This is a genomic window from Streptomyces sp. PTL18 (assembly GCF_059510295.1).
On record NZ_JCAJZO010000001.1, the window covers coordinates 646,948 to 667,585 of the forward strand.

Below are 20,638 nucleotides of genomic sequence, written 5' to 3' on the forward strand. Positions count from 1 at the left end.
CGGAGACGGCGCATGTCCCGCGGAGCTGGAGACTTTCCGTAGCCATTGCCGTCATATCTCCCGTTCTACACCGCGGACCCAATACATCCTCTTTCGGACACGCCGCCCGGCTGCCCGCACAGCACGACAGGTGTGGGGGTGTATGGCATTATCGCCCCACTTGCCGCGAATCAGCACCGTTACAGCTTACGTTGTACAACGCAGCAAGCTCCGGCGGGGCGTCCTGCGCATCACAACAACACACCGATTGGCACCAAGATTCCCAGGCCAAACCCGAGTTGACGTTTCCTTTGCAGACGCAGGGCCCCGCCGAGACGTTGCGACGGGGCCCGTGGCGGCGTGGATCACTTGCCCGTGAACTTCTCGTACTCCTTGAGGACCTCTTCCGTGGGCCCGTCCATCCGGAGTTCACCGCGCTCCAGCCACAGGGCGCGGTTGCAGGTGTCACGGATGGATTTGTTGTTGTGACTGACCAGAAACACCGTGCCCGCCTCCTTGCGCAGTTCCCGGATACGGTCCTCCGAGCGTCTCTGGAAGGCGCGGTCGCCGGTGGCGAGGGCCTCGTCGATCATGAGGACGTCGTGGTCCTTGGCGGCGGCGATGGAGAAGCGCAGCCGGGCGGCCATGCCGGAGGAATAGGTGCGCATCGGCAGGGTGATGAAGTCGCCCTTGTCGTTGATGCCGGAGAAGTCGACGACCTCCTGGTAACGGGCCTTGATCTCCTCCCGGGACATGCCCATCGCCAGGCCGCCCAGGATCACGTTGCGCTCACCCGTCAGGTCGTTCATCAGGGCCGCGTTGACGCCGAGCAGCGAGGGCTGGCCGTCGGTGTAGACCCTGCCCTTCTCGGGGGGCAGCAGTCCGGCGATGGCACGCAGCAGCGTCGACTTGCCGGAGCCGTTGGAGCCGATCAGACCGATGGCCTCGCCGCGGTGGGCGACGAACGAGACTCCCCTGACCGCGTGCACCGCGCGGACACCGCGCGCCGCGTCGTCGGAGTCCCGCCTGAGGATGCGGCTCAGGGCGGCGGTCGCGCTGCCCCTGCCCGTCCTGGAACCGTTGACGCGGTAGACGATGTGCAGGTCGTCGGCGATGACGGTGGGCACCTTGGTCCCGCTGTTCCGCTCAGCCACGGCCGTACCGCTCCTCCGCCTTCCAGAAGTACACGAACCCGCCGGCGAAGACGACGACGGCCCAGAACAGCGCGATGGCCCAGACGTGCGGCGGCAGGTTGGCGGCGCCGTAGTGCCTGATGAGCGCGAAGCGCATCAGGTCCATGTAGACGGCGGCCGGGTTCGCCTGCAGCGCGCGGACGACCCATTCCGGGCGGCCCGCGAGCATGTGGTGGATGGAGAACATGACACCGGAGGCGTACATCCAGGTGCGCAGGACGAAGGGCATCAGCTGTGCGAGGTCCGGGGTCTTGGCACCCATCCGCGCCACGATCAGGGAGAGTCCGGTGTTGAAGAGGAACTGCAGCACCAGGACCGGGACGATCAGCAGCCAGGACGGCCTCGGGTAGCTGCCGGACCCGATGGCGACGGCGAACAGTACGACCATCGAGAAGAGCAGCTGCTGGAGCTGCTGCAGCGCGAACGAGATGGGCAGCGAGGCGCGCGGGAAGTGCAGGGCCCGCACAAGACCCAGGTTGCCGGAGATCGCCCGGACGCCCGCCATGATCGAGCTCTGGGTGAAGGTGAACACGAACACGCCGGTCACCAGGAACGGGATGTACGTGCCGTGCGACATGCCCCGGCTGGCCTTCAGGATCAGCCCGAAGATGAAGTAGTACACGAGCGCGTTCAGCAGCGGGGTGGCGACCTGCCACAACTGGCCGAGCTTGGCCTGGCTGTACTGGGCGGTGAGTTTCGCCTGCGAGAAGGCGAGGATGAAGTGACGCCGTCCCCACAGCTGGCGGACGTAGCGGACGAGTCCGGGCCGGGCACCGCTGACCGAGAGCCCGTACTCGGCGGCCAGCTCGGCCGGGCTCAGCCCGCCGTCGGCGGACGAGCCGGCGGTCACTGCGACGCGCCCGTCATGCGTTGTCTCACTCACAGGTTGGCAAACTCTCCGTTTTCGGGACGCGCGGTGGTTCCGCGCGCGGGTGGGAGCCGGGATGTGCCGCCCGCCGGCTTCCGAGTACCGAGCTTGTCAGATCACCGGGGGCCGTCCCAGTCGGGTGAGCCGCCAGACCGTACGCCACCGCATGGGCCGCCGGGGGCCGCACGGGCTCGTCCAGCCCTCACGGAAGCCGCCGAACCAGGCCCTCAGGGCGGCCCGCGAGGGGCGGCGCAACAGCGTCAGGAGCATCCATACACCCAGGTACACCGGGACGAGGACGGCGGGCAGGTTGCGGCGGGCGAGCCACACCCGGTTGCGGGCGACCATCCGGTGGTAGACCGCGTGCCGGGAGGGCGCGGTCGTGGGGTGGTACAGGACCATGTCCGACCGGTAGTCGATCATCCAGCCCGCGTCCAGGGCCCGCCAGGCCAGGTCGGTCTCCTCGTGGGCGTAGAAGAACTCGTCCGGCAACCCGCCGACCTCGGCGAACACCTTCGTGCGAACGGCGTTGGCGCCGCCGAGGAAAGTGGTCACCCGCGAGGAGCGCATCGGGTCGGAGGCACGAAGCCGGGGCACGTGGCGGCGCTGGGTCTCGCCGGTGTCCGGGTCCGCGATGCGGAAGCTGATGATGCCGAGCCGCGGGTCGGCGGCGAAGGCCTCACGGCACAGCGCGGCGGTGTCGGTCCGGGCGAGCAGGCCGTCGTCGTCCAGGAAGAGCAACACGTCGACATCGGTGCCGCCGGGGCCGAAGGCCTCGATGCCGACGTTGCGGCCGCCGGGGATGCCCAGGTTCTCGGGCAGCTCGATGGTGCGGACGCCGTCCGGGACGTCCGGGACCGGGGAGCCGTTGCCGACCACCACGACCTCGACGGCGTCCCCGTCCTGCTTGGCCACCGAGTCGAGCAGGGCGCGCAGCTCGGCCGGACGGTTGCCCATCGTGATGATGACGGCCCCGACCTTCATGGCGTCGCCCTGTGCGGGGCCGGCCGGTGCGGGACCGGCCTGTGCGGGGCCGCTCATTTCAGCCTGCTGGAGGCGAGGACGGACACGAGGTGGAGCACCGTCTGCACAAGCGCGATGCCCGCCAGCACGGCGACGCCGAGCCGCTCGAAGAACAGGTCGCCCCGTACCGTGTCCACGATCGCCAGGCCCAGGATCAGCAGGGACGCCTCGATGCCCAGGATGAGCCGGTGGAACCTGAGCGCGGCGGCGGCCCTGCGGGCCAGGGCCATGCCGGAGGAGCGCATCTCCGAGGCGGCCTCCTTCACCGGCGGCAGCCCGGCCTGGTGCCGCGCCACACCGACCAGGTCCGTCTCGGCTTTGATCAGGATTGCGCCGAGCGCGGCCAGCGTCCCGAGGAAGGCCCACAGCCAGTCGTTACGGCCGCTGCCCCACGGATCGGCGGAGCGCAGACCGAAGCCGACGAGCACGGCGGCATCGGTGAGGTAGGCGCCGACCCGGTCCAGGTACACGCCGCCCAGCGAGTACTGCTTCTTCCAGCGCGCGATCTCGCCGTCGACGCAGTCCAGGAGCAGGTACATCTGGACGCACACCACGCCGAGCACGGCGCCCGGAATCCCCGGCACGAGCAGTGCCGGGGCCGCGAGCACGCCGAAGACGGTCATCAGGTACGTGAGCTGGTTGGGCGTGACCCTCGTGTTGACCAGGTAGCGGTCGACCCGCAGGGACACCTCTCGCATGTAGAGGCGTCCCATCCAGTGCTCACCGCTGCGCCGGTCCTTCACCCCTTCGGGGTGGACGACGGGCCGGAGTTCAGCTACCGATGGCCTTGACATAGTCGGCGTAGACGTCCTTGATCTGTTCGGGCTTCAGGTCGAGGTGTTCGAGGATCGTGTAGCGGCCGGGCCGGGTCTGCGGGGCGTACTCCACGACCCGGACGAACTCGTCCACCGTGAAGCCGATCTCCTGCGGCAGCACGGGCAGGCCGTGCCGGCGCAGCACCTGGGCCATGAACGCCGCCTCCTCGTGCGCCCCGCGCAGGTACATCGCGAAGGCGGCGCCCAGGCCGCACTGCTCGCCGTGGGCGGCCGCGCGCTTGGGGAACAGCAGGTCGAAGGCGTGGTTGATCTCGTGGCAGGCGCCGGAGGACGGACGGGAGTCGCCCGAAACGGACATGGCGATGCCGGTGAGGACCAGCGCCTCGGCCAGGACCTGCAGGAAGCCGTCGTCGCCGACGCCGCCCGGGTGCCGCAGCACGGATTCGCCGGCCTGCCGGGCCATGGCGGCGGCCAGGCCGTCGATCTTCTCTCCGTTGACGCGGTTGGACAGCTCCCAGTCCGCGACCGCGGAGATGTTGGAGATGGCGTCGCCGATGCCGGAGCGCACGAAGCGGAGGGGGGCCTCACGGATCACGTTCAGATCGATGACGACCGCGATCGGGTTCGGCACACCGTACGAGCCGCGGCCCGCGTCGTTGTCGAGCGTCGCGACCGGCGAGCACAGGCCGTCGTGCGCGAGGTTGGTGGCGACGGCGACCAGTGGCAGGCCGACGCGCGCGGCGGCGAACTTGGCGCAGTCGATGATCTTCCCGCCGCCCAGGCCGACGACCGCGTCGTAGTGGCCGGACTTCATGTCGTTCGCCAGCCGGACCGCGTCGTCGATGGTGCCGCCGCCCACCTCGAACCAGGTGGCGCCGGGCAGCGAGGGAGCGATCCGCTCGCGCAGCCGGGCGCCCGAACCGCCGCTCACGGCGATGGCGAGCCGGCCGGACTGCGAGACGCGCTCGTCGGCGAGTACCGACGCCAGGTCGTCGAGGGCACCGGCACGGATGTCCACGACGAGCGGCGACGGAATGAGCCTCGTCAGTACCGGCACGCGATCTCCCGCCCCCGGGCCAGGTCGTCGTGGTTGTCGATCTCGACCCACGGCACGTCGCCGATCGGCGCCACGTCGATCTTGAACCCGCGGTTGACCAGCTCCTGGTAGCCGTCCTCGTAGTACAGCTGCGGGTCGCGCTCGAAGGTGGCCCTGAGGGCGTCGGCCAGTTCCTCGGCCGCCTCTCCCTCGATGAGGGTGACGCCGATGTACTCGCCGGTCGCCTCGGCCGGGTCCATCAGCTTGGTGATCTTCTGGACACCCTTCTCGGGGTCCACGACGACCTTCATCTCCTCGTCGGCGAGGTTCTTCACCGTGTCGAGGGCGAGGATGATCCTCTTGCCGTCGCCGCGGGCGGCGAGCAGTGTCTTCTCGACGGAGACCGGGTGGACGGTGTCGCCGTTGGCGAGGATCACTCCGTCCTTGAGGGCGTCACGGCCGCACCACAGGGAGTAGGCGTTGTTCCACTCCTCGGCCTTGTCGTTGTCGATGAGGGTGAGCTTCAGGCCGTACTTCTGCTCCAGGGCCGCCCTGCGCTCGTAAACGGCCTCCTTGCGGTAGCCGACGATGATCGCGACCTCGGTCAGCCCGACCTCGGCGAAGTTGCCGAGCGTGAGGTCCAGGACCGTGAGGCTGTCCTCCGCGCCCTCGGGCCCCACCGGCACCAGAGCCTTCGGCAGGGTGTCGGTGTAGGGGCGCAGACGCCGTCCGGCGCCGGCCGCCAGCACGAGGCCGATCATGCGGGTTCTCCTTCATCGTGTACGGCGGGCGCGCCGCCCTTGTGTGCGGCCACCCAGAAGCGGATGCTCTCGACGAGCACCACGAGGGCCACGTACCCGGCGAGGGCCGTGAGGGCGACCTTGAACTGTGCCGCGGTGAGAGCCGCGGCGAGGACCGTGACGAGCAGCGTCCGGCCCTCGTGCCCCCCGATCGCGCGCACCAGCCAGGGCGGCGGTGCGCCGGCGTCGCCGCGGATGCGGTACACCGTGTCGTAGTGATGGTAGGCGACGGCCGCCACCAGCCCGAAAGCCGCCGGCAGCACTCCGTTCATCCCGGACTTCGCCGCGAGCACGAGTACCGTGCCGTATTCGGCGGCCCGGAAGAGCGGGGGAACGAGCCAGTCGAGGGAGCCCTTGAGGGGCCGGGTGAGGGCCAGGGGCGACTGGAGCACGTAGAAGGCGGCGCCCACGACGGGCCACCAGCTGCCGTGTCCGGCCAGCGAGGCCGCGAGCACGACCACGGCGCCGCCGACCAGGGCGGTGTAGGCCGGTGCCCGCAGGGACACGCGGCGCGCGACGCGCGTCAGCAGCTCGGCGAGCGGGCCGCTGTCCGCGAGGTCCGCCAGCGCCCGCGCGGCCCGGTCGGTGCGGCGCGCCGTGCGCGTCACCGACCGCAGCACCCGGCCCGCCGTGGTGTAGGCGGCCGCGAACGCGCAGCCGATGAGCAGGACGACGAAGGTGACACGGGGTGTGGCGGCGGCCGTCAGGACGGCTATCAGTGCCCAGCGCTCGCCGATCGGCAGGACGATCATGCGACGCACCCACACCGTCCAGCCGACGCTGTCCAGGCGGTCCGAGAGGGCCGCGGTGGGGCTGGTGTTGGCAGTGGCGTCGTGGTTGGCCTCGTTGAACGCGAAGTCGACCACGTGCCGGCAGGTCTGCAGGATCATCGCGCCGAGGGCGAGCGCCCACACGTCGTCGCCGCCGCGGGCTGCGCCGAGGGCGAGGCCCGCGTAGTAGGCGTACTCCTTGACCCGGTCGAAGGTGGCATCCAGCCAGGCGCCGAGCGTCGAGTACTGCAGGGAGTAGCGGGCGAGTTGCCCGTCGGTGCAGTCGAGGACGAAGGACAGGATCAGCAGGACGCCCGCCGCGACGAACCCGCCGCGGGTGCCCGTGGCCGCACTGCCCGCCGCGATCAGGGCGGTGAGCAGCGAGGCGGTGGTGACCTGGTTGGGGGTCAGGCCTCGGCGGGCGCACCAGCGGGCGATGTAGCGCGAGTAGGGGCTGATGAAGTGCGTGGTGAAGAAGCCGTCGCGGGCCTTGACGGCGCTGCGCAGCCGTACGGCCTCGTCGTCGACGGCGGCTACGGCCTGCCGGGCCTCGTTGCGGGACTGCGGGTCGGTGGGGACGGCGGCGACCAGTGTGCCGAGTTCGGGGTGGTGGACCGGGATGCCGTCGGCGTCGAGGGCGGCGGTGATGCGCTCGGCGAGGTTGTCGGTGACCACGGCCGCCCCGCCGGCCGCGGCGGAGTTCTCGCGGGCGAGGGCGCGGGTCAGGGCCTGGCGGGCGGCCGGCTGTGCGGTGACGGCGCCGGGCACGGCGGCGGCCGGGAAGCGGGGGTCGGTCAGGCCGAGGCGCAGCGCGTGCAGATGCCCCACGAAGCGGGCGTCGACGATCGCGACCCGCTGGCCCGCCGGTACGGCGGCGAGGAGGGTCTCGGCGTCACCGGTGCCGGTGGCGACCCGCACGTCGAAGCCGAGGGACCGCAGATCGCCCTCGAGCGACGATCCGGGGACCGGCTGTCCGGTGAGGATGGCGGTCGACAGACGAACTCACTCCCTGAAGGCCCGACGCGTCCGGGCGTCGGTCATGTGTGCGGTGCGGGTGCGCCCGGGCAGGGCCGGGGCGGCATGTCGGCAGAGGCTATCGGATGCCCGGAAGCCCGTGTTCACCGGGCGTTCACGGGCTGATCAACCCGGTCCGCGCGGCCACCGCCGCGATCATCATCGGGGATGGGACGGGCAGGCCACAAACCGCGGGTCCGGAACCGCCCGTTCCAGGCATGCGAGTGACCGGGGCCGACCGCTGGGCGCCGGGACGGGCATAGGGTGAGGGTCCATGACATGGCTGATCACCGGTGGAGCCGGGCGCACCGGAGCTCATGCGGCGCGGGCGACGACCGCCGAGGGTGAGCGGGTCCTCGTCCTGGACGACCTCTCGGCCGGCGTGGCCGCCCGCCTTCCGGAGGGCATCGCGCCGGCGCGGGCCTCCGCGCCGACCGAGCGGGAGCTGGGCCGGGCCGCCCGGCGCGCGGTGCGCGACATGGCGGAGTCGGCCTGGCAGGGCCGGCTGCTGCACCACCCGGAGGCTCGCCACGGCTGAGCGGGATGAGAGCTCCCCGGCGGGGTACGCGGGGTGCTCCACGGGTGCGCGACGCATACGCGGGCGCGGGCTGCCCGGGGCGCGCCCTCACGCGGTTCCGCGTCCTCGACGCCGGGCACGATCAGATGTCCGACAGCTGTCCGACCGCTTCCGGCGTACTGAATGTGCGGGTCCGGGCCCCTTCCGCGAGGCCCGGAACGGGACATGCGGGAAGGAGTGAAGTGCCGGGAGTGCCGGATTCGTACGGCAGACTTGGGGCTGGACAACCGATGCGAAGGATGGGTATGCCGATCACACCTGCCACCGCGACGCACCGTTCGCCGAACGGCACCGCGGAAGCCATCATGCTGGAGCTGGTCGACGAGAACGGCACCACGATCGGCACGGCTGAGAAGCTCTCCGCCCACCAGCCGCCGGGTCGGCTGCACCGCGCGTTCTCGGTGTTCCTCTTCGACGAGCGGGGCCGGCTGCTCCTCCAGCAGCGGGCGCTGGGCAAGTACCACTCCCCCGGTGTCTGGTCCAACACGTGCTGCGGCCATCCCTATCCCGGTGAGGCCCCGTTCGCGGCGGCGGCCCGGCGGACGCACGAGGAGCTGGGCGTCTCCCCGTCGCTGCTCGCCGAGGCGGGCACGGTCCGCTACAACCATCCGGACCCGGACTCCGGCCTGGTGGAGCAGGAGTACAACCACCTCTTCGTCGGTCTGGTGCAGTCCCGCCCGCACCCGGACCCGGAGGAGGTCGGGGCGACGGCGTTCGCGACGGCGGAGGAGCTGGCGCAGCGGCACGCCGAGGACACGTTCTCGTCGTGGTTCATGACGGTCCTGGACGCGGCGCGGCCCGCGATCAGGGAGCTGACCGGGCCGTCCGCGGGCTGGTGAAGCCGGGGTCCGTCCGGTCCGTCCGGACGGACCCCGCGGTTCGCCGGTGAGGGACGGGCTCAGAGGATGCCGGCGGACTTGAGCGGAAGCGCGGCCCAGATCACCTTGCCGCCGCCGGCGGTGTGCTCGACGTCGCACACCCCGCCGGCCTCCCTCGTCACCTCACGCACCAGGAGCAGTCCGCGGCCACCGGTACGGCCGTGATCGGCCTCCAGCGCGCTCGGGCGGTAGGGGTGGTCGTCCTCCACCGCCACCCGCACCCACTCGGGACCGACGGCGACCTCCACGGCCAGCATCGGCGACAGCAGCGCCGCATGCCGGACCGCGTTGGTGACCAGCTCGGAGACGATCAGCAACAGCGCCTGCAGGGTGTCGTCCGAGACGGGCACGCCCTGGCGGACGAGCAGGTCCCGTACGGCGTGCCGCGCCTGCGGCACCGAGGCGTCCACGGCGGCGGCGGTGAACCGCCACACCCCCTCGTACGGCAGCGGTCCCGACGGCCTCACGTCGTCCGGCGCCCTCCCGCCGCCTTCAGGGCGCGGGCCGTGCCCTCGCCCTTCGTTCTCCATCGTCCGGTCGCCACCCTTGCGCTCGATTGTCACCACACGTCGAGTGTTGGGAATGCGCTTGCCCGTCCAGAATGACTGAACACAAGTCAGCGGGTATCGACGACATCTGACCACCTGCGTATGACACGGTCAGTTGCGTGACCGTTCCTGGCCCCTGCGGCGCCGCCTTGCGAACTCTTCGGGTTGTAGGTGTTCGTCGAACCCCCAGCGGCCACGGATAGCATCCGGCGTATGGAACCCCAGTTGCTGCACCGCGTCGCCGACGGGGTCGCGACCGTCGTCATCCACCATCCGGCCAAACGGAACGCCATGACCGCCGGCATGTGGGAGGCGTTGCCACCGCTGCTCGACGGCCTGGCCGCCGATCCCACGGTCCGGGCGCTGGTGCTGACCGGGGAGGGCGGAACGTTCTGCGCGGGCGCCGACATCTCCACCCTGAGGGGTTCGCCGGAGCGGGCGCAGACCCTCGCGGTGCGGGCCGAGGAGGCGCTGGCCGCGTTCCCCAAGCCGACACTTGCGGCGGTGCGCGGGCACTGTGTGGGCGGGGGTGCTCAGCTCGCGGCGGCCTGCGATCTGCGGTTCGCGGAGGAGGGCGCCCTGTTCGGGGTGACGCCCGCCAGGCTGGGGATCGTCTATCCGTCCTCCTCGACCCGGCGGCTGGTGTCGCTGGTGGGGCCGGGAACCGCCAAGTACCTGCTGTTCTCCGGGGAGTTGGTGGAGGCGGAACGGGCGCTGCGGACCGGCCTGGTCGAGGAGGTACTGCCCTCGGGGGCACTCGACAAGCGGGTCGCGGAGTTCACGCGGGTGCTGGCCTCACGCTCTCGGCTGACGCAGGCGGCGGCCAAGGAGTTCGCGAACGGGCGGACGGACCGGGACGCGTACTGGGCGGGGCAGGCGCTCGGCAGCGGCGACACCGCGGAGGGTGTCGCCGCTTTCCTGGAGCGCAGGCAGCCGCGCTTCACCTGGACTACGTCAGGATGAAGCGGCTCTTGGAACGGAACTCCTCGACGAGATGCGCGGGCGCCTTCTGCGGCGAGCCGGCGTCGTAGGGCGGCTGCGGGTCGTACTCGGTGAGCAGTTGCACGGCTCGGGCGTGTTCGTCGCCCGCGATTCGGCCGAGCAGGGTGAGGCCCATGTCGATGCCGGAGGAGACGCCGGCGGCGGTGACGTACTTGCCGTCGAACACGACGCGCTCGCCGGTGGGTTCGACGCCGAAGGACTTCAGGGCGTCCAGAGCGAGCCAGTGGGAGGTGGCCCGGCGGCCCCTGAGCAGCCCGGCGGCGGCGAGCAGCAGGGAGCCGGTGCACACGGACGTCGTCCAGGTACTGGTGGCGTCGGCGGCGCGCAGCCAGTCGAGGAGCACCCGGTTCTCCATCTGCCCGGTCTCCCCGGGGCCGCCGGGGACGACCACGATGTCGGGGTCCGGCACCTCGGCGAGGGTCCGGTCGGCGGTCAGCGCGAGGGCTCCGGTGTCGGTGCGCACGGGCCCGGTCCGCTCGGCGACGAACACGGTCTGCGCGCCGGGGAGGCGGCCGAGGGTCTCGTAGGGGCCGACGGCGTCGAGGGCGGTGAAGCGGTCGTAGAGGACGATGGCGATCCGCATGGGGTTCCTCTCATCGGACGGGCATGGGACGGAAACGGCGGCGGTACTCCGCCGGGGACGCGCCGAGCGCCTTGACGAAGGCGCGGCGCATGGCCTCGGGGGTCCCGTAGCCGCCGGCGCGGGAGATCTCCTCGACACCGTCGGCGGTGTCCTCCAGGAGGCGGCGGGCGTGCTCGAGGCGGATCCGGTCGACGTAGCGGCCCGGGGTCATCCCGGTCTCGGCCTGGAAGGCGCGGGCGAAGTGCCGGGGCGACAGCCGGGCGCGGGCGGCGAGGGACTCCACGGTGAGGTCGTCACCCGGGTGCTCGCTGATCCACCGCTGGACCTCGCGCAGGGGCTCCCGCTGCGCGGTCTGGGCGGCGAGCTGGGCGCTGAACTGGGCCTGGTTGCCGGGGCGGCGCAGGAAGACGACCAGGTGGCGGGCGATGGCCAGGGCGGTGTCACGGTCGAGGTCCTCCTCGACGAGGGCCAGGGCGAGGTCGATGCCGGAGGTGACGCCGGCCGAGGTGGCGACGTGTCCGTCGCGCACGTAGATGGGGTCGGGGTCGACCTCGATCTCGGGGTGGTGGCGGGCCAGCGTGTCGCAGTACGCCCAGTGGGTCGTGGCTCGGCGCCCGTCGAGGAGGCCCGCGCGGGCGAGCAGGATGGCGCCCGTGCACACGGAGACCAGGCGGTCGGCGCGGGGACCGTGCTCACGCAGCCAGTCGAGCAGGCGTCCGTCGGGGCGCCGCGTGCCCTGGCCGCCGGGGACGATCAGGGTGTGCGGGGTGGGCACGTCGGAGAGGGCGTGGTCGGGGACCAGCGTCAGACCGCTGGAGGTGCGGACCGGGCCGCCGTCGAGGGATGCGGTGATGAGGCGGTAGGACCCGGGACAACGCTGCTCGGCGCCCGCGAAGACCTCCACCGGGCCGGTGACGTCGAGGCTCTGCACATCGTCGAAGAGGACGACAAGGAGGGTGCGCATGCCATCGATTCTTGGCGAGCGGCGGCATGACCGCAACGACGGAGATCCCACCTTTCCTGCCATGCCCGGTCTTGCCCTTCTCGACGTACCGACCAGTCGGTAACCTGCCCCTCATGACCTCTTCCCTGCCGGAGCGCGCCGGGCGGCGCTGCCACGATGTGATCAATCCGCTGCACTCGACGCACTATTTCTCACCGGATCTGAACCGGGAACTGACCGCCGTGGGCGTGTCCGACACCAGGGCCGGCTACTTCGCGGTGCGGGCCGCCGCCATGGGCGCCGTGGGCGCTGGTGTGGTGACGGCCGCGTTCTTCAACTTCCACCCCGCCCTGGTGGCACGGCACGTGCCCGCCGTGTGGGAAACGGCGTCTCCCCAGGTGGTGCTCGCGGCACGCGCGCGTGCCGTCGATGCGACGCTGCGGCGGCTGCTGGGTGAGGAGGCCGTCGCCGCCAAGGAGATGGCCGAGGCGGCGGAGCTCGCGCTGCGCGCGACTCAGGCGTGCACTCGGCACGCGCGCCCGCTGTACGCCGCGCACGCCGATCTGCCGGTGCCGGACGAGCCGCACCTGGCGTTCTGGCACGCGGCCACGTTGCTGCGGGAGCACCGCGGTGACGGCCACCTCGCGGTGCTGCTGGCCGCGGACCTCGACCCGGTGGAGGCGCTGGTCACGCACACCGCGACCGGCAGGGGCATGTCCCCGAAGTGGGTGCTCGGCACGCGCGGCTGGAGCCGCGAGGACTGGGACGCGGCCTGCGAGCGGCTGCGCGAGCGTGGGCTGCTCGGCGCGGACGACGGGCTGACCGAGGCGGGCACCGCGCTGCGCGGGGACATCGAGGCGGAGACCGACCGCCTCGACCGGGCCCCTTACGAACACCTCGGTGCCGCGGGCGTCGAACGGCTGACGGAACTCGCGGGCGCGTTCCTGACCAGCGCTCTCAAGTCCGGAGCCTTCCCGGAGGGCATGATCGGCAAGGCCTGAGGTACCCGGCCGCCACCCGCTGATCCACACGGGCGACGCAAAGGAAAGCCCGTGTTCCGTGCGATCGCAGACGTACTGCGCCGGATCGGCGACGCCGTCGCGACCGTCGTGACGATGCCGTTCAGGGCACTGGCCCGGCTGTTCGGCGGGGCTGCGGGCTCCGCCCACCGGGCCCGAGCGGGTGCGAGGGCACGGACACGGGGCGGTGGAGCCCGGCTCCGCCGCCCCGTGTCCGTGCCCTGAGCCTCCGTTGTCGGTGCGACCTGCCACAATTGCCGCGCAACCTCAGTGGAGAAGGCGGTACGGGATCGTGACGACACCCCTCGTAGGGTCCATCGAAGGCAGGATCGCCGAGGAGCTCGGCGTACGGGAGCGGCAGGTGAAGGCCGCGGTCGAGCTGCTGGACGGCGGTTCGACGGTGCCCTTCATCGCCCGCTACCGCAAGGAAGCGACCGAGATGCTCGACGACGCGCAGCTGCGCGTGATCGAGGAGCGGCTGCGCTATCTGCGGGAGCTCGAGGAGCGGCGCACGGCGATCCTGGAGTCGGTGCGTGAGCAGGGCAAGCTCACCGACGAGCTGGAGGCGCAGATCCGGGGCGCCCAGACCAAGGCGCGTCTGGAGGACATCTACCTCCCCTACAAGCCGAAGCGGCGCACCAAGGCGCAGATCGCGCGCGAGGCGGGTCTCGAGCCGCTGGCCGAGGGCCTGCTCGCCGACCCGACGGTCGAGCCGCTCGCCGCTGCCGCCGCGTTCGTCGACGCCGACAAGGCGGTACCGGACCCACAGGCCGCGCTGGACGGTGCGCGGGCGATCCTCACCGAGCGGTTCTCGGAGGACGCCGACCTGATCGGCGAGCTGCGCGAGCGCATGTGGGTGCGCGGGCGGCTGGCCTCCAGGGTGCGCGAGGGCAAGGAGGAGGCGGGCGCGAAGTTCGCCGACTACTTCGACTTCGCCGAGCCGTTCACCGAGCTGCCCTCGCACCGGGTCCTCGCACTGCTGCGCGGCGAGAAGGAGGAGGTGCTCGACCTCGTCCTGGAACCCGAGGAGCCGACGGAGGGCCCGTCGTCGTACGAGGGGATCGTGGCTCACCGCTTCCGGATCGCCGACCGCGGTCGCCCCGCCGACAAGTGGCTGCTGGACACGGTCCGTTGGGCCTGGCGCACCCGCATCCTGGTGCACCTCGGCATCGACCTGCGGCTTCGGCTGCGCACGGCGGCCGAGGACGAGGCCGTCAAGGTCTTCGCGGCCAACCTGCGCGACCTGCTGCTCGCCGCCCCCGCCGGCACGCGGGCGACGCTGGGCCTGGACCCCGGATTCCGTACGGGCGTGAAGGTGGCCGTGGTGGACGCGACCGGCAAGGTGGTCGCCACCGACGTCATCCACCCGCATGTCCCGGCCAACAGGTGGGACGAGGCGATCGCCAAGCTGGCACGACTGGCCGAGGAGCACGCGGTCGAGCTGATCGCGATCGGCAACGGCACGGCGTCCCGCGAGACCGACAGGCTCGCCGGTGAACTCATCACCAGGCACCCCGAGTTGAAGCTGACGAAGGTGATGGTGTCGGAGGCGGGCGCATCGGTGTACTCCGCCTCCGCGTTCGCCTCGCAGGAGCTGCCGGACATGGACGTGTCGCTGCGCGGCGCGGTCTCCATCGCCCGCCGCCTGCAGGACCCGCTCGCCGAACTGGTGAAGATCGACCCGAAGTCGATCGGTGTCGGCCAGTACCAGCACGACCTGTCCGAGGTGAAACTGTCCCGCTCGCTGGACGCGGTGGTGGAGGACTGTGTGAACGGCGTGGGGGTGGACGTCAACACCGCGTCGACTCCGCTGCTCGCCCGGGTCTCCGGCATCTCCTCCGGGCTCGCGGAGAACATCGTGGCGCACCGCGACGCCAACGGCCCGTTCACGTCCCGTGCCCAGCTGAAGAACGTGGCGCGGCTCGGGCCCAAGGCGTACGAGCAGTGTGCCGGCTTCCTGCGGATCCGCGGCGGCGACGATCCGCTGGACGCGTCCAGCGTGCACCCGGAGGCGTACCCGGTCGTCCGGCGCATGGTGAAGACGACGGGCCAGGAGGTGGCGTCGCTGATCGGGAACACGGCGGTGCTGCGCTCGCTGAAGGCGCCCGACTTCGTGGACGAGACGTTCGGTCTGCCGACGGTGACCGACATCCTCAAGGAGCTGGAGAAGCCGGGGCGCGACCCGCGACCCGCGTTCAAGACGGCCAGCTTCAAGGAGGGTGTGGAGAAGATCTCCGACCTGTCGGCGGGGATGGTCCTGGAGGGCGTGGTCACGAACGTCGCCGCGTTCGGCGCCTTCGTCGACGTCGGCGTCCACCAGGACGGTCTTGTCCACGTCTCCGCGATGTCGAAGACGTTCGTCAAGGACCCGCGGGACGTGGTGAAGCCGGGTGACATCGTCAAGGTGAAGGTGCTGGACGTCGACATCCCGCGCAAGCGGATCTCGCTGACACTGCGGCTGGACGACGAGGCGGCCCCGCAGGGCCGGCCCTCCGGTGGCGCCCGGCAGCGCGGCGGGCGTCCTCCGCAGCAGCGCCAGGGCCGTCAGGGCCAGGGCGCACGTCAGGCGCCCCCGCCGGCCAACAGCGCGATGGCGGACGCACTGCGCCGCGCGGGACTGCTCGACCAGAAGCCCGGTCGCCGCTGAGGTGCCGGACCCGGGCCCTGCTCGTCCCGGGGGCCCGGGTCCACCGGAGAACGCGGGCGGTCCGGGCGACACGCCGATCACCCGACGCGGTCACCGGTGTTCGGTCACCTTGCCGTCCGCCACCTCCAGGCGACGTGTCACCCGTACCGCGTCCAGCATCCGGCGGTCGTGCGTGACGAGGAGGAGGGTGCCCTGGAAGGAGTCCAGGGCCGCCTCCAGCTGTTCGATCGCCGGCAGGTCCAGGTGGTTCGTCGGCTCGTCCAGGACCAGCAGGTTGACGCCACGGCCCTGGAGCAACGCGAGCGCGGCACGGGTACGTTCGCCCGGGGAGAGGGTCGCCGCGGGGCGCAGGATGTGGTCCGTCTTCAGGCCGAACTTGGCGAGCAGGGTACGGACGTCCACCGGCTCGGTGTCGGGGACCGCCGCGCGGAACGCGTCCAGCAGGGATTCCGGGCCGTGGAACAGCTTGCGGGCCTGGTCGACCTCACCGACCAGGACGCCCGAGCCGAGGGAGGCGTGGCCCGCGTCCAGCGGGACACGGCCGAGCAGCGCCCCGAGCAGTGTGGACTTCCCGGCGCCGTTCGCACCCGTCACCGCCACCCGGTCCGCCCAGTCGACCTGGAGGGACACGGGACCGAGGGTGAAGTCCCCGCGCCGTACCTCGGCGTCCCGCAGCGTCGCGACGACCGCGCCCGAGCGCGGAGCGGCCGCGATCTCCATGCGCAGCTCCCATTCCTTGCGCGGCTCCTCGACGGCCTCCAGGCGCTCGATCATGCGCTGGGTCTGCCGGGCCTTCGCGGCCTGCTTCTCGCTGGCCTCGCTGCGGAACTTGCGGCCGATCTTGTCGTTGTCGCTCGCCTTGCGGCGCGCGTTCCTGACGCCCTTGTCCATCCAGGCGCGCTGCATCTGGGCCCGCTCCTGGAGGGCGGCCCTCTTGTCCGCGTACTCGTCGTACTCCTCGCGGGCGTGCCGGCGGGCCCACTCGCGTTCCTCCAGGTAGGCCTCGTATCCGCCGCCGTACAGGTTGATCTGCCGCTGTGCGAGGTCGAGTTCGAGGACCTTGGTGACCGTGCGGGTGAGGAACTCCCGGTCGTGGCTGACGACCACCGTCCCCGCGCGCAAGCCGCTCACGAAGTGCTCCAGCCGCTCCAGGCCGTCCAGGTCGAGGTCGTTGGTGGGTTCGTCGAGCAGGAAGACGTCGTAGCGGGAGAGCAGCAGGGAGGCGAGGCCGGCGCGGGCCGCCTGACCGCCGGACAGGGACGCCATCGACTGGTCCAGGCCGACGCCCAGGCCCAGGGAGTCGGCGGTCTCCTCGGCGCGCTCGTCGAGGTCCGCGCCGCCGAGTCCCAGCCAGCGCTCCAGGCTCGCCGCGTAGGCGTCGTCGGCACCGGGCGCCCCGTCGACGAGCCCTTGGGTGGCCTCGTCCATCGCGCGCTGGGCCTCGGCCACACCCGTGCGGCGCCCCAGGAACTCCCGTACCGTCTCCCCCGGCCGGCGCTCCGGCTCCTGTGGCAGATGTCCGACCGTCGCGGTCGGCGGGGACAGCCGCAGCTCGCCCTGCTCGGGGGTGAGCAGCCCGGCGAGCAGGCGCAGCAGGGTGGACTTGCCGGCGCCGTTGGCACCGACGAGCCCGATCACATCACCGGGCGCGACGACGAGGTCGAGCCCCGTGAACAGCGAGCGGTCGCCGTGGCCGGCGGCGAGGTTCTTGGCGACGAGGGTGGCAGTCATCAGACCGCCGATCCTAACGGCCGACCGGTGCGGCCCGCGCGCGGATTCTCACCGCGTCACGGCCTCGACCAGCACACTTCCCGACGTCCGCGCCACCAGGAAGGCCTCGCCTTTCACCGCCTCGGGGTCAAGGGCGATACGGTGACGGCCCGGCTCCAGGATGCCGTCGAAGACCTCGCTGGTGTGAGCGCGGTGGAGACGGCCGAGGCGGTGGGCGGTGAGACGGACGCGGCAGAGGGAGGTCACCTCGACGTCGGCCGCGCCGTCGATGACGGCCAGTCCCGTCAGGCGGCGCTGTTCCACCGGGGCGCGGTCCAGCGCCTGTTCGATCTGGGCGACGAGCAGCGGGATGATCGGGGCGAGTCCGTCGACCTGAGCGACCTCGATGCCGGCGTCCTCGAAGGAGCGGCGTACGGCGGCCCGTTCCTCCGCGGTGACCGCCCGGCCGAAGGCGACGGTGCTGTACCGGCGCAGTTCCTCGGCGGGGACGCCGGTCGCGTCGCGGGTGATGTCGGCGCCGATGCCGATGGTGCGCAGGGCGGCGGCGAGCTTGGCGAGCTCGGCGGCGCGGGCGCCGATCAGCAGCACGCGGCGTCGGGACACGGGGGGACCGCCGTCCAGCAGCGCTCCCAACGCCGCACGGTACTGGGCTCCCTCGAAACGGAAGGGTCCGATGCCGTGGTAGCCGTTGAGCCGGAGATCGGCGGTGTCGTCGGTCTGCCAGGCGAAGTCCCGCCAGATGTAGTCGTCCCCGGCGCGCTCGATGACGGCGGTGACCGCTCCGCACGCCAGATCCTCGCACTCGGGGCAGCCGTACAGGACGTACCGGCCGCCCGGCAGCGGCGCCGCGGTCTCCAGCAACAGCCCGCGCACCTGCGCGGTGAAGATCGCGGGCGGTATGTCGGAGGCCAGCGGGGACACGGCGTCCAGGTCGGAGAGCCGGTGCAGCAGCGGGCGTCCGTCGACGGCGAAGTCCACGAAGTCACGGTGCGCCTCGTAGTCACCGCCGGTGAGGACGGCACCGGCCCGCATCGCCGGCGCCAGGCCGAAGGTCGCGTATTCGGCAGACATGCTGTGAGTATCCCCACACGGTGCGTGATGTGAGCACGGCAGGGCGGATTCGGGCGGCGTACTGCGGCGGCGGGGCCGGTGCGACCCCGCCGCCCGAGGCTCCGTCGGCAGCCGTGCGCCGCCGTCAGGTGCCGTCAGGGACGCGGTGGACCGTGTGCGGGCCGTCTTCCATGCCGTACGGCGTGGTGGGCGCCGCAGTGGCCGTCGGCGGCCCCGAGGTGGCGCCCGCGAACGCCGCGGCCCCTCCGACGAGCGGTACCCGGGCCGCTGTGCGGGACAGATCGACGGTCAGGGCAGGCCTGGTGGACGGAGGGTCGATGAGGTCCTTGTCGGTACCGGCGACGATCAGGGCCAGGCGGTGGCCTTTGGGGACGACGTGGTCGGTGGCGGCCAGGTCGAGGGTGATCGTGCAGGGCCTGCCCGGGGTCAGCGGGACGCCCTTCGTGTTCGAGGCGTAGTGGCCGAGGTCTGCCCAGCCGCGGCTGAACACCGTGGCGGCGACGTCCGTCTTCTTGGCCTGGGTGGCCTTGAAGCAGGCGCTGTCGCCGGCCGTGCTCGCGCCCCAGCAGGTGCGGTCGGTGAGTGTGGTGATGCCCTCCGCGGAGTCGGCGTAGTCCCGGATCGTGTCGGGGCCGAGGTCGACGAGCACGGCGGACAGGTGGGCCGAGGAGGTGGTGGGCGTGACGGTGACGGTCACCGTGGAGGAGCCGGAGACGCGCAGGTCCCTGGTCAGGGACGACGTGACGAACCCGGCCTGGGCCGGGGTCGGCCGGTCGATGTGCGCGGCCCAGTCGGTCTCGCCGAGCCGCGGGTCGTCGGTGAAGGTCTCGGTGCCGGTGCCGGGGCGCAGTCCCAGGGTGCCGACCCCCGCACGGTCACCGCGGCCGGGGCGCAGCGTGGTCGTGGCGGTGCCGCGGGGCGGCCAGGTGGTGGAGGTGACCCACTGGTCGGGGTGGCGTTCGATGTCGGCCATGGGGGCGCGGTCGATGCCGTTGTCGTAACCGAGGAGTTCGTGGTCGAACCAGCGGTGCAGGGTGTCCACCCATGCGGCGCGCCGGTAGTCGAAGGGGTCGACGTGCCCGGTCTGCGAGAGCCAGATCTTGCGCTCGACGCCGTGCTCGGCGAGCGCGTTCCACCACTGGCCGAGGTGCTTGGTGCGCACGTTGAGGTCCTGCATGCCGTGCACCAGGAAGACGCTCGCGCGGACCTTGCCCGCGTCCTTCACGTAGTCGCGTTCGCTCCACAGCGGTGTCCAGTCACCGGTGCGTGGCGCGCCGTCGACGAGTTTCTGCTGCACCGCGGCGCACGTGGCGCGAGCACCGGGGCTCTCGACGTAGTCGGACAGCCAGTCGGGGCCGGAGTCGTACAGGGGTGCGCCCTTGGCGAAGTAGTAGTCGTACCAGGAGGAGATGGCGCTGATGGGCACGATGGTCTTCAGGCCCTTGACGCCGGTGGCCGCGACTCCGTTGGCGATGGTGCCGTCCCAGCTCTTGCCGATCATGCCGGTGGCACCGTTGGTCCAGGTGGCCTTGGCGGCCGTGGTGCCGGTGCGGGTGGTGTAGGCCCTGGCCCGGCCGTTCAGCCAGTCGATCACGGCCTTGGCGGAGTGGACGTCGGAGCGCCCGCCGACATCCACGCAGCCGTCGGAGCGATTGGTTCCGGCCAGGTCGACGCCGACGAAGGCGTAGCCGCGCGGCACGAAGTAGTTGTCGTAGAAGAGCGGCATCCGGACGACGTGGCCGCTCGCGTCGTAGGTCTTCTTCTGGCTCTCGTTGCCGCGCCCGCAGCAGGAGTAGTAGGGGCTGGCGTCCATGATGACGGGCACCTTGCGGCCCCGGGCCGCGGGTTCACGGGGCCTGACGATGTCGGCGGCGACACGGTCGGTCTTCCCGTCGCCGTCGCCGTCCAGACCGGTGTCCACCCAGACGGACTCACGGATGGCGTTCTCGTAGGAGTAGACAGGCCGGCTCTCCCGGGACGTGCTGTGGGCCGCCGACGGGGTGAGGAAGACCGCCAGGAGGGCGGCAGTGGCCGCCGCCGCGAGCGGTCTGACGGCTCTGAGGGGGGTGGTGATCCGCATGCGCGGGACGGTACCGGGATCAACTCGGGCGCAGAAGGGGGCATCTGAGGGGCAGTCGTGTACCGCGCACTGGAGGGGACCGGTGGATCTGCCGGCTCAT

General features: G+C 71.8%; 17 protein-coding genes and 2 pseudogenes. 6 read left to right on the top strand and 13 right to left on the bottom strand.

Annotated features, from left to right (window positions below):
* Positions 1 to 344: 344 nt before the first annotated feature.
* The 7 genes from AC5WS8_RS03055 to AC5WS8_RS03085 form a co-directional block, all read right to left on the bottom strand.
* Positions 345 to 1,133, bottom strand: a complete 789-nt coding sequence (locus AC5WS8_RS03055) for an ABC transporter ATP-binding protein (protein ID WP_496101662.1) — start codon at positions 1,131 to 1,133, stop codon at positions 345 to 347.
* On the bottom strand, positions 1,126 to 2,055 hold the full coding sequence (locus AC5WS8_RS03060) for an ABC transporter permease (RefSeq protein ID WP_496101663.1): 930 nt from the start codon (positions 2,053 to 2,055) through the stop codon (positions 1,126 to 1,128). Before AC5WS8_RS03060 ends, AC5WS8_RS03055 begins: the two co-directional genes overlap by 8 nt.
* A 96-nt stretch (positions 2,056 to 2,151) precedes the next feature.
* Entirely contained in the window at positions 2,152 to 3,024 is an 873-nt protein-coding gene (locus AC5WS8_RS03065; protein ID WP_496101939.1) for a glycosyltransferase family 2 protein, read from the bottom strand.
* Positions 3,025 to 3,077: 53 nt separating this feature from the next.
* Positions 3,078 to 3,857: a CDP-alcohol phosphatidyltransferase family protein gene (locus tag AC5WS8_RS03070; protein ID WP_496101664.1), complete on the bottom strand. Its 780-nt coding sequence runs from the start codon at positions 3,855 to 3,857 to the stop codon at positions 3,078 to 3,080.
* Positions 3,835 to 4,896 (bottom strand): iron-containing alcohol dehydrogenase family protein, encoded by a 1,062-nt coding sequence (locus AC5WS8_RS03075; RefSeq protein ID WP_496101665.1) that lies wholly within the window; start codon positions 4,894 to 4,896, stop codon positions 3,835 to 3,837. The genes AC5WS8_RS03070 and AC5WS8_RS03075 overlap by 23 nt, the downstream gene beginning before the upstream one ends.
* The gene (locus AC5WS8_RS03080; protein WP_496101666.1) at positions 4,884 to 5,636 is read right to left on the bottom strand and encodes a phosphocholine cytidylyltransferase family protein; all 753 of its coding nucleotides are present in this window, start codon (positions 5,634 to 5,636) and stop codon (positions 4,884 to 4,886) included. Before AC5WS8_RS03080 ends, AC5WS8_RS03075 begins: the two co-directional genes overlap by 13 nt.
* On the bottom strand, positions 5,633 to 7,441 hold the full coding sequence (locus tag AC5WS8_RS03085; protein ID WP_496101940.1) for a DUF5941 domain-containing protein: 1,809 nt from the start codon (positions 7,439 to 7,441) through the stop codon (positions 5,633 to 5,635). Before AC5WS8_RS03085 ends, AC5WS8_RS03080 begins: the two co-directional genes overlap by 4 nt.
* Before the next feature lie 292 nt (positions 7,442 to 7,733).
* Between AC5WS8_RS03085 and AC5WS8_RS03090 the strand changes: the two are divergent.
* Both AC5WS8_RS03090 and idi read left to right on the top strand, forming a co-directional pair.
* Positions 7,734 to 7,869 (top strand): annotated as a pseudogene (locus tag AC5WS8_RS03090) (NAD-dependent epimerase/dehydratase family protein); the annotation flags it as partial.
* Positions 7,870 to 8,281: 412 nt separating this feature from the next.
* Positions 8,282 to 8,875: an isopentenyl-diphosphate Delta-isomerase gene (idi, locus tag AC5WS8_RS03095; RefSeq protein WP_496101667.1), complete on the top strand. Its 594-nt coding sequence runs from the start codon at positions 8,282 to 8,284 to the stop codon at positions 8,873 to 8,875.
* A 59-nt stretch (positions 8,876 to 8,934) separates the two neighbouring features.
* Here idi and AC5WS8_RS03100 read toward each other — a convergent pair whose 3' ends face one another.
* Positions 8,935 to 9,444 carry an ATP-binding protein gene (locus AC5WS8_RS03100; RefSeq protein ID WP_496101941.1) on the bottom strand — a complete coding sequence of 170 codons (510 nt, stop codon included), beginning with the start codon at positions 9,442 to 9,444 and terminating at the stop codon, positions 8,935 to 8,937.
* Between the two features lie 231 nt (positions 9,445 to 9,675).
* On the opposite strand from AC5WS8_RS03100, the gene AC5WS8_RS03105 reads away from it, so the two are divergent.
* The gene (locus AC5WS8_RS03105; protein WP_496101668.1) at positions 9,676 to 10,425 is read left to right on the top strand and encodes an enoyl-CoA hydratase/isomerase family protein; all 750 of its coding nucleotides are present in this window, start codon (positions 9,676 to 9,678) and stop codon (positions 10,423 to 10,425) included.
* Here AC5WS8_RS03105 and AC5WS8_RS03110 read toward each other — a convergent pair.
* Both AC5WS8_RS03110 and AC5WS8_RS03115 read right to left on the bottom strand, forming a co-directional pair.
* Positions 10,412 to 11,047: a DJ-1/PfpI family protein gene (locus tag AC5WS8_RS03110; protein ID WP_496101669.1), complete on the bottom strand. Its 636-nt coding sequence runs from the start codon at positions 11,045 to 11,047 to the stop codon at positions 10,412 to 10,414. The genes AC5WS8_RS03105 and AC5WS8_RS03110 overlap by 14 nt on opposite strands.
* A gap of 10 nt (positions 11,048 to 11,057) precedes the next feature.
* Positions 11,058 to 12,011 carry a GlxA family transcriptional regulator gene (locus tag AC5WS8_RS03115; RefSeq protein ID WP_496101670.1) on the bottom strand — a complete coding sequence of 318 codons (954 nt, stop codon included), beginning with the start codon at positions 12,009 to 12,011 and terminating at the stop codon, positions 11,058 to 11,060.
* A gap of 113 nt (positions 12,012 to 12,124) precedes the next feature.
* Between AC5WS8_RS03115 and AC5WS8_RS03120 the strand changes: the two genes are divergently transcribed.
* The 3 genes and pseudogenes from AC5WS8_RS03120 (at position 12,125) to AC5WS8_RS03130 (ending at position 15,656) form a co-directional block, all read left to right on the top strand.
* Positions 12,125 to 12,991: an SCO6745 family protein gene (locus AC5WS8_RS03120; protein WP_496101671.1), complete on the top strand. Its 867-nt coding sequence runs from the start codon at positions 12,125 to 12,127 to the stop codon at positions 12,989 to 12,991.
* A 51-nt stretch (positions 12,992 to 13,042) separates the two neighbouring features.
* Positions 13,043 to 13,171: pseudogene (locus AC5WS8_RS03125) on the top strand (LPFR motif small protein); the annotation flags it as partial.
* Positions 13,172 to 13,301: 130 nt separating this feature from the next.
* A complete protein-coding gene (locus AC5WS8_RS03130) occupies positions 13,302 to 15,656 on the top strand; it encodes a Tex family protein (RefSeq protein WP_496101672.1) in 2,355 nt (784 codons plus the stop codon).
* A gap of 90 nt (positions 15,657 to 15,746) precedes the next feature.
* Here the strand turns inward: AC5WS8_RS03130 and AC5WS8_RS03135 are convergent, their stop codons facing one another.
* From AC5WS8_RS03135 to AC5WS8_RS03145, 3 genes are all read right to left on the bottom strand, one after another.
* Entirely contained in the window at positions 15,747 to 17,387 is a 1,641-nt protein-coding gene (locus AC5WS8_RS03135; protein WP_496101673.1) for an ABC-F family ATP-binding cassette domain-containing protein, read from the bottom strand.
* Positions 17,388 to 17,435: 48 nt separating this feature from the next.
* Entirely contained in the window at positions 17,436 to 18,458 is a 1,023-nt protein-coding gene (locus AC5WS8_RS03140; RefSeq protein ID WP_496101674.1) for an oxidoreductase, read from the bottom strand.
* 124 nt (positions 18,459 to 18,582) lie between these two features.
* Positions 18,583 to 20,538 carry a Xaa-Pro dipeptidyl-peptidase gene (locus AC5WS8_RS03145; protein ID WP_496101675.1) on the bottom strand — a complete coding sequence of 652 codons (1,956 nt, stop codon included), beginning with the start codon at positions 20,536 to 20,538 and terminating at the stop codon, positions 18,583 to 18,585.
* Positions 20,539 to 20,638 lie beyond the last annotated feature (100 nt).

What these genes read in the sequence shown, in the direction of transcription:
- AC5WS8_RS03065 (WP_496101939.1), bottom strand. Translation starts at nt 3,024, where the DNA reads ATGAAGGTCGGGGCCGTCATCATCACGATGGGCAACCGTCCGGCCGAG.
- AC5WS8_RS03070 (WP_496101664.1), bottom strand. Translation starts at nt 3,857, where the DNA reads ATGTCAAGGCCATCGGTAGCTGAACTCCGGCCCGTCGTCCACCCCGAA.
- AC5WS8_RS03080 (WP_496101666.1), bottom strand. Translation starts at nt 5,636, where the DNA reads ATGATCGGCCTCGTGCTGGCGGCCGGCGCCGGACGGCGTCTGCGCCCC.
- idi (WP_496101667.1), top strand. Translation starts at nt 8,282, where the DNA reads ATGCCGATCACACCTGCCACCGCGACGCACCGTTCGCCGAACGGCACC.
- AC5WS8_RS03100 (WP_496101941.1), bottom strand. Translation starts at nt 9,444, where the DNA reads ATGGAGAACGAAGGGCGAGGGCACGGCCCGCGCCCTGAAGGCGGCGGG.
- AC5WS8_RS03105 (WP_496101668.1), top strand. Translation starts at nt 9,676, where the DNA reads ATGGAACCCCAGTTGCTGCACCGCGTCGCCGACGGGGTCGCGACCGTC.
- AC5WS8_RS03110 (WP_496101669.1), bottom strand. Translation starts at nt 11,047, where the DNA reads ATGCGGATCGCCATCGTCCTCTACGACCGCTTCACCGCCCTCGACGCC.
- AC5WS8_RS03115 (WP_496101670.1), bottom strand. Translation starts at nt 12,011, where the DNA reads ATGCGCACCCTCCTTGTCGTCCTCTTCGACGATGTGCAGAGCCTCGAC.
- AC5WS8_RS03120 (WP_496101671.1), top strand. Translation starts at nt 12,125, where the DNA reads ATGACCTCTTCCCTGCCGGAGCGCGCCGGGCGGCGCTGCCACGATGTG.
- AC5WS8_RS03135 (WP_496101673.1), bottom strand. Translation starts at nt 17,387, where the DNA reads ATGACTGCCACCCTCGTCGCCAAGAACCTCGCCGCCGGCCACGGCGAC.
- AC5WS8_RS03140 (WP_496101674.1), bottom strand. Translation starts at nt 18,458, where the DNA reads ATGTCTGCCGAATACGCGACCTTCGGCCTGGCGCCGGCGATGCGGGCC.
- AC5WS8_RS03145 (WP_496101675.1), bottom strand. Translation starts at nt 20,538, where the DNA reads ATGCGGATCACCACCCCCCTCAGAGCCGTCAGACCGCTCGCGGCGGCG.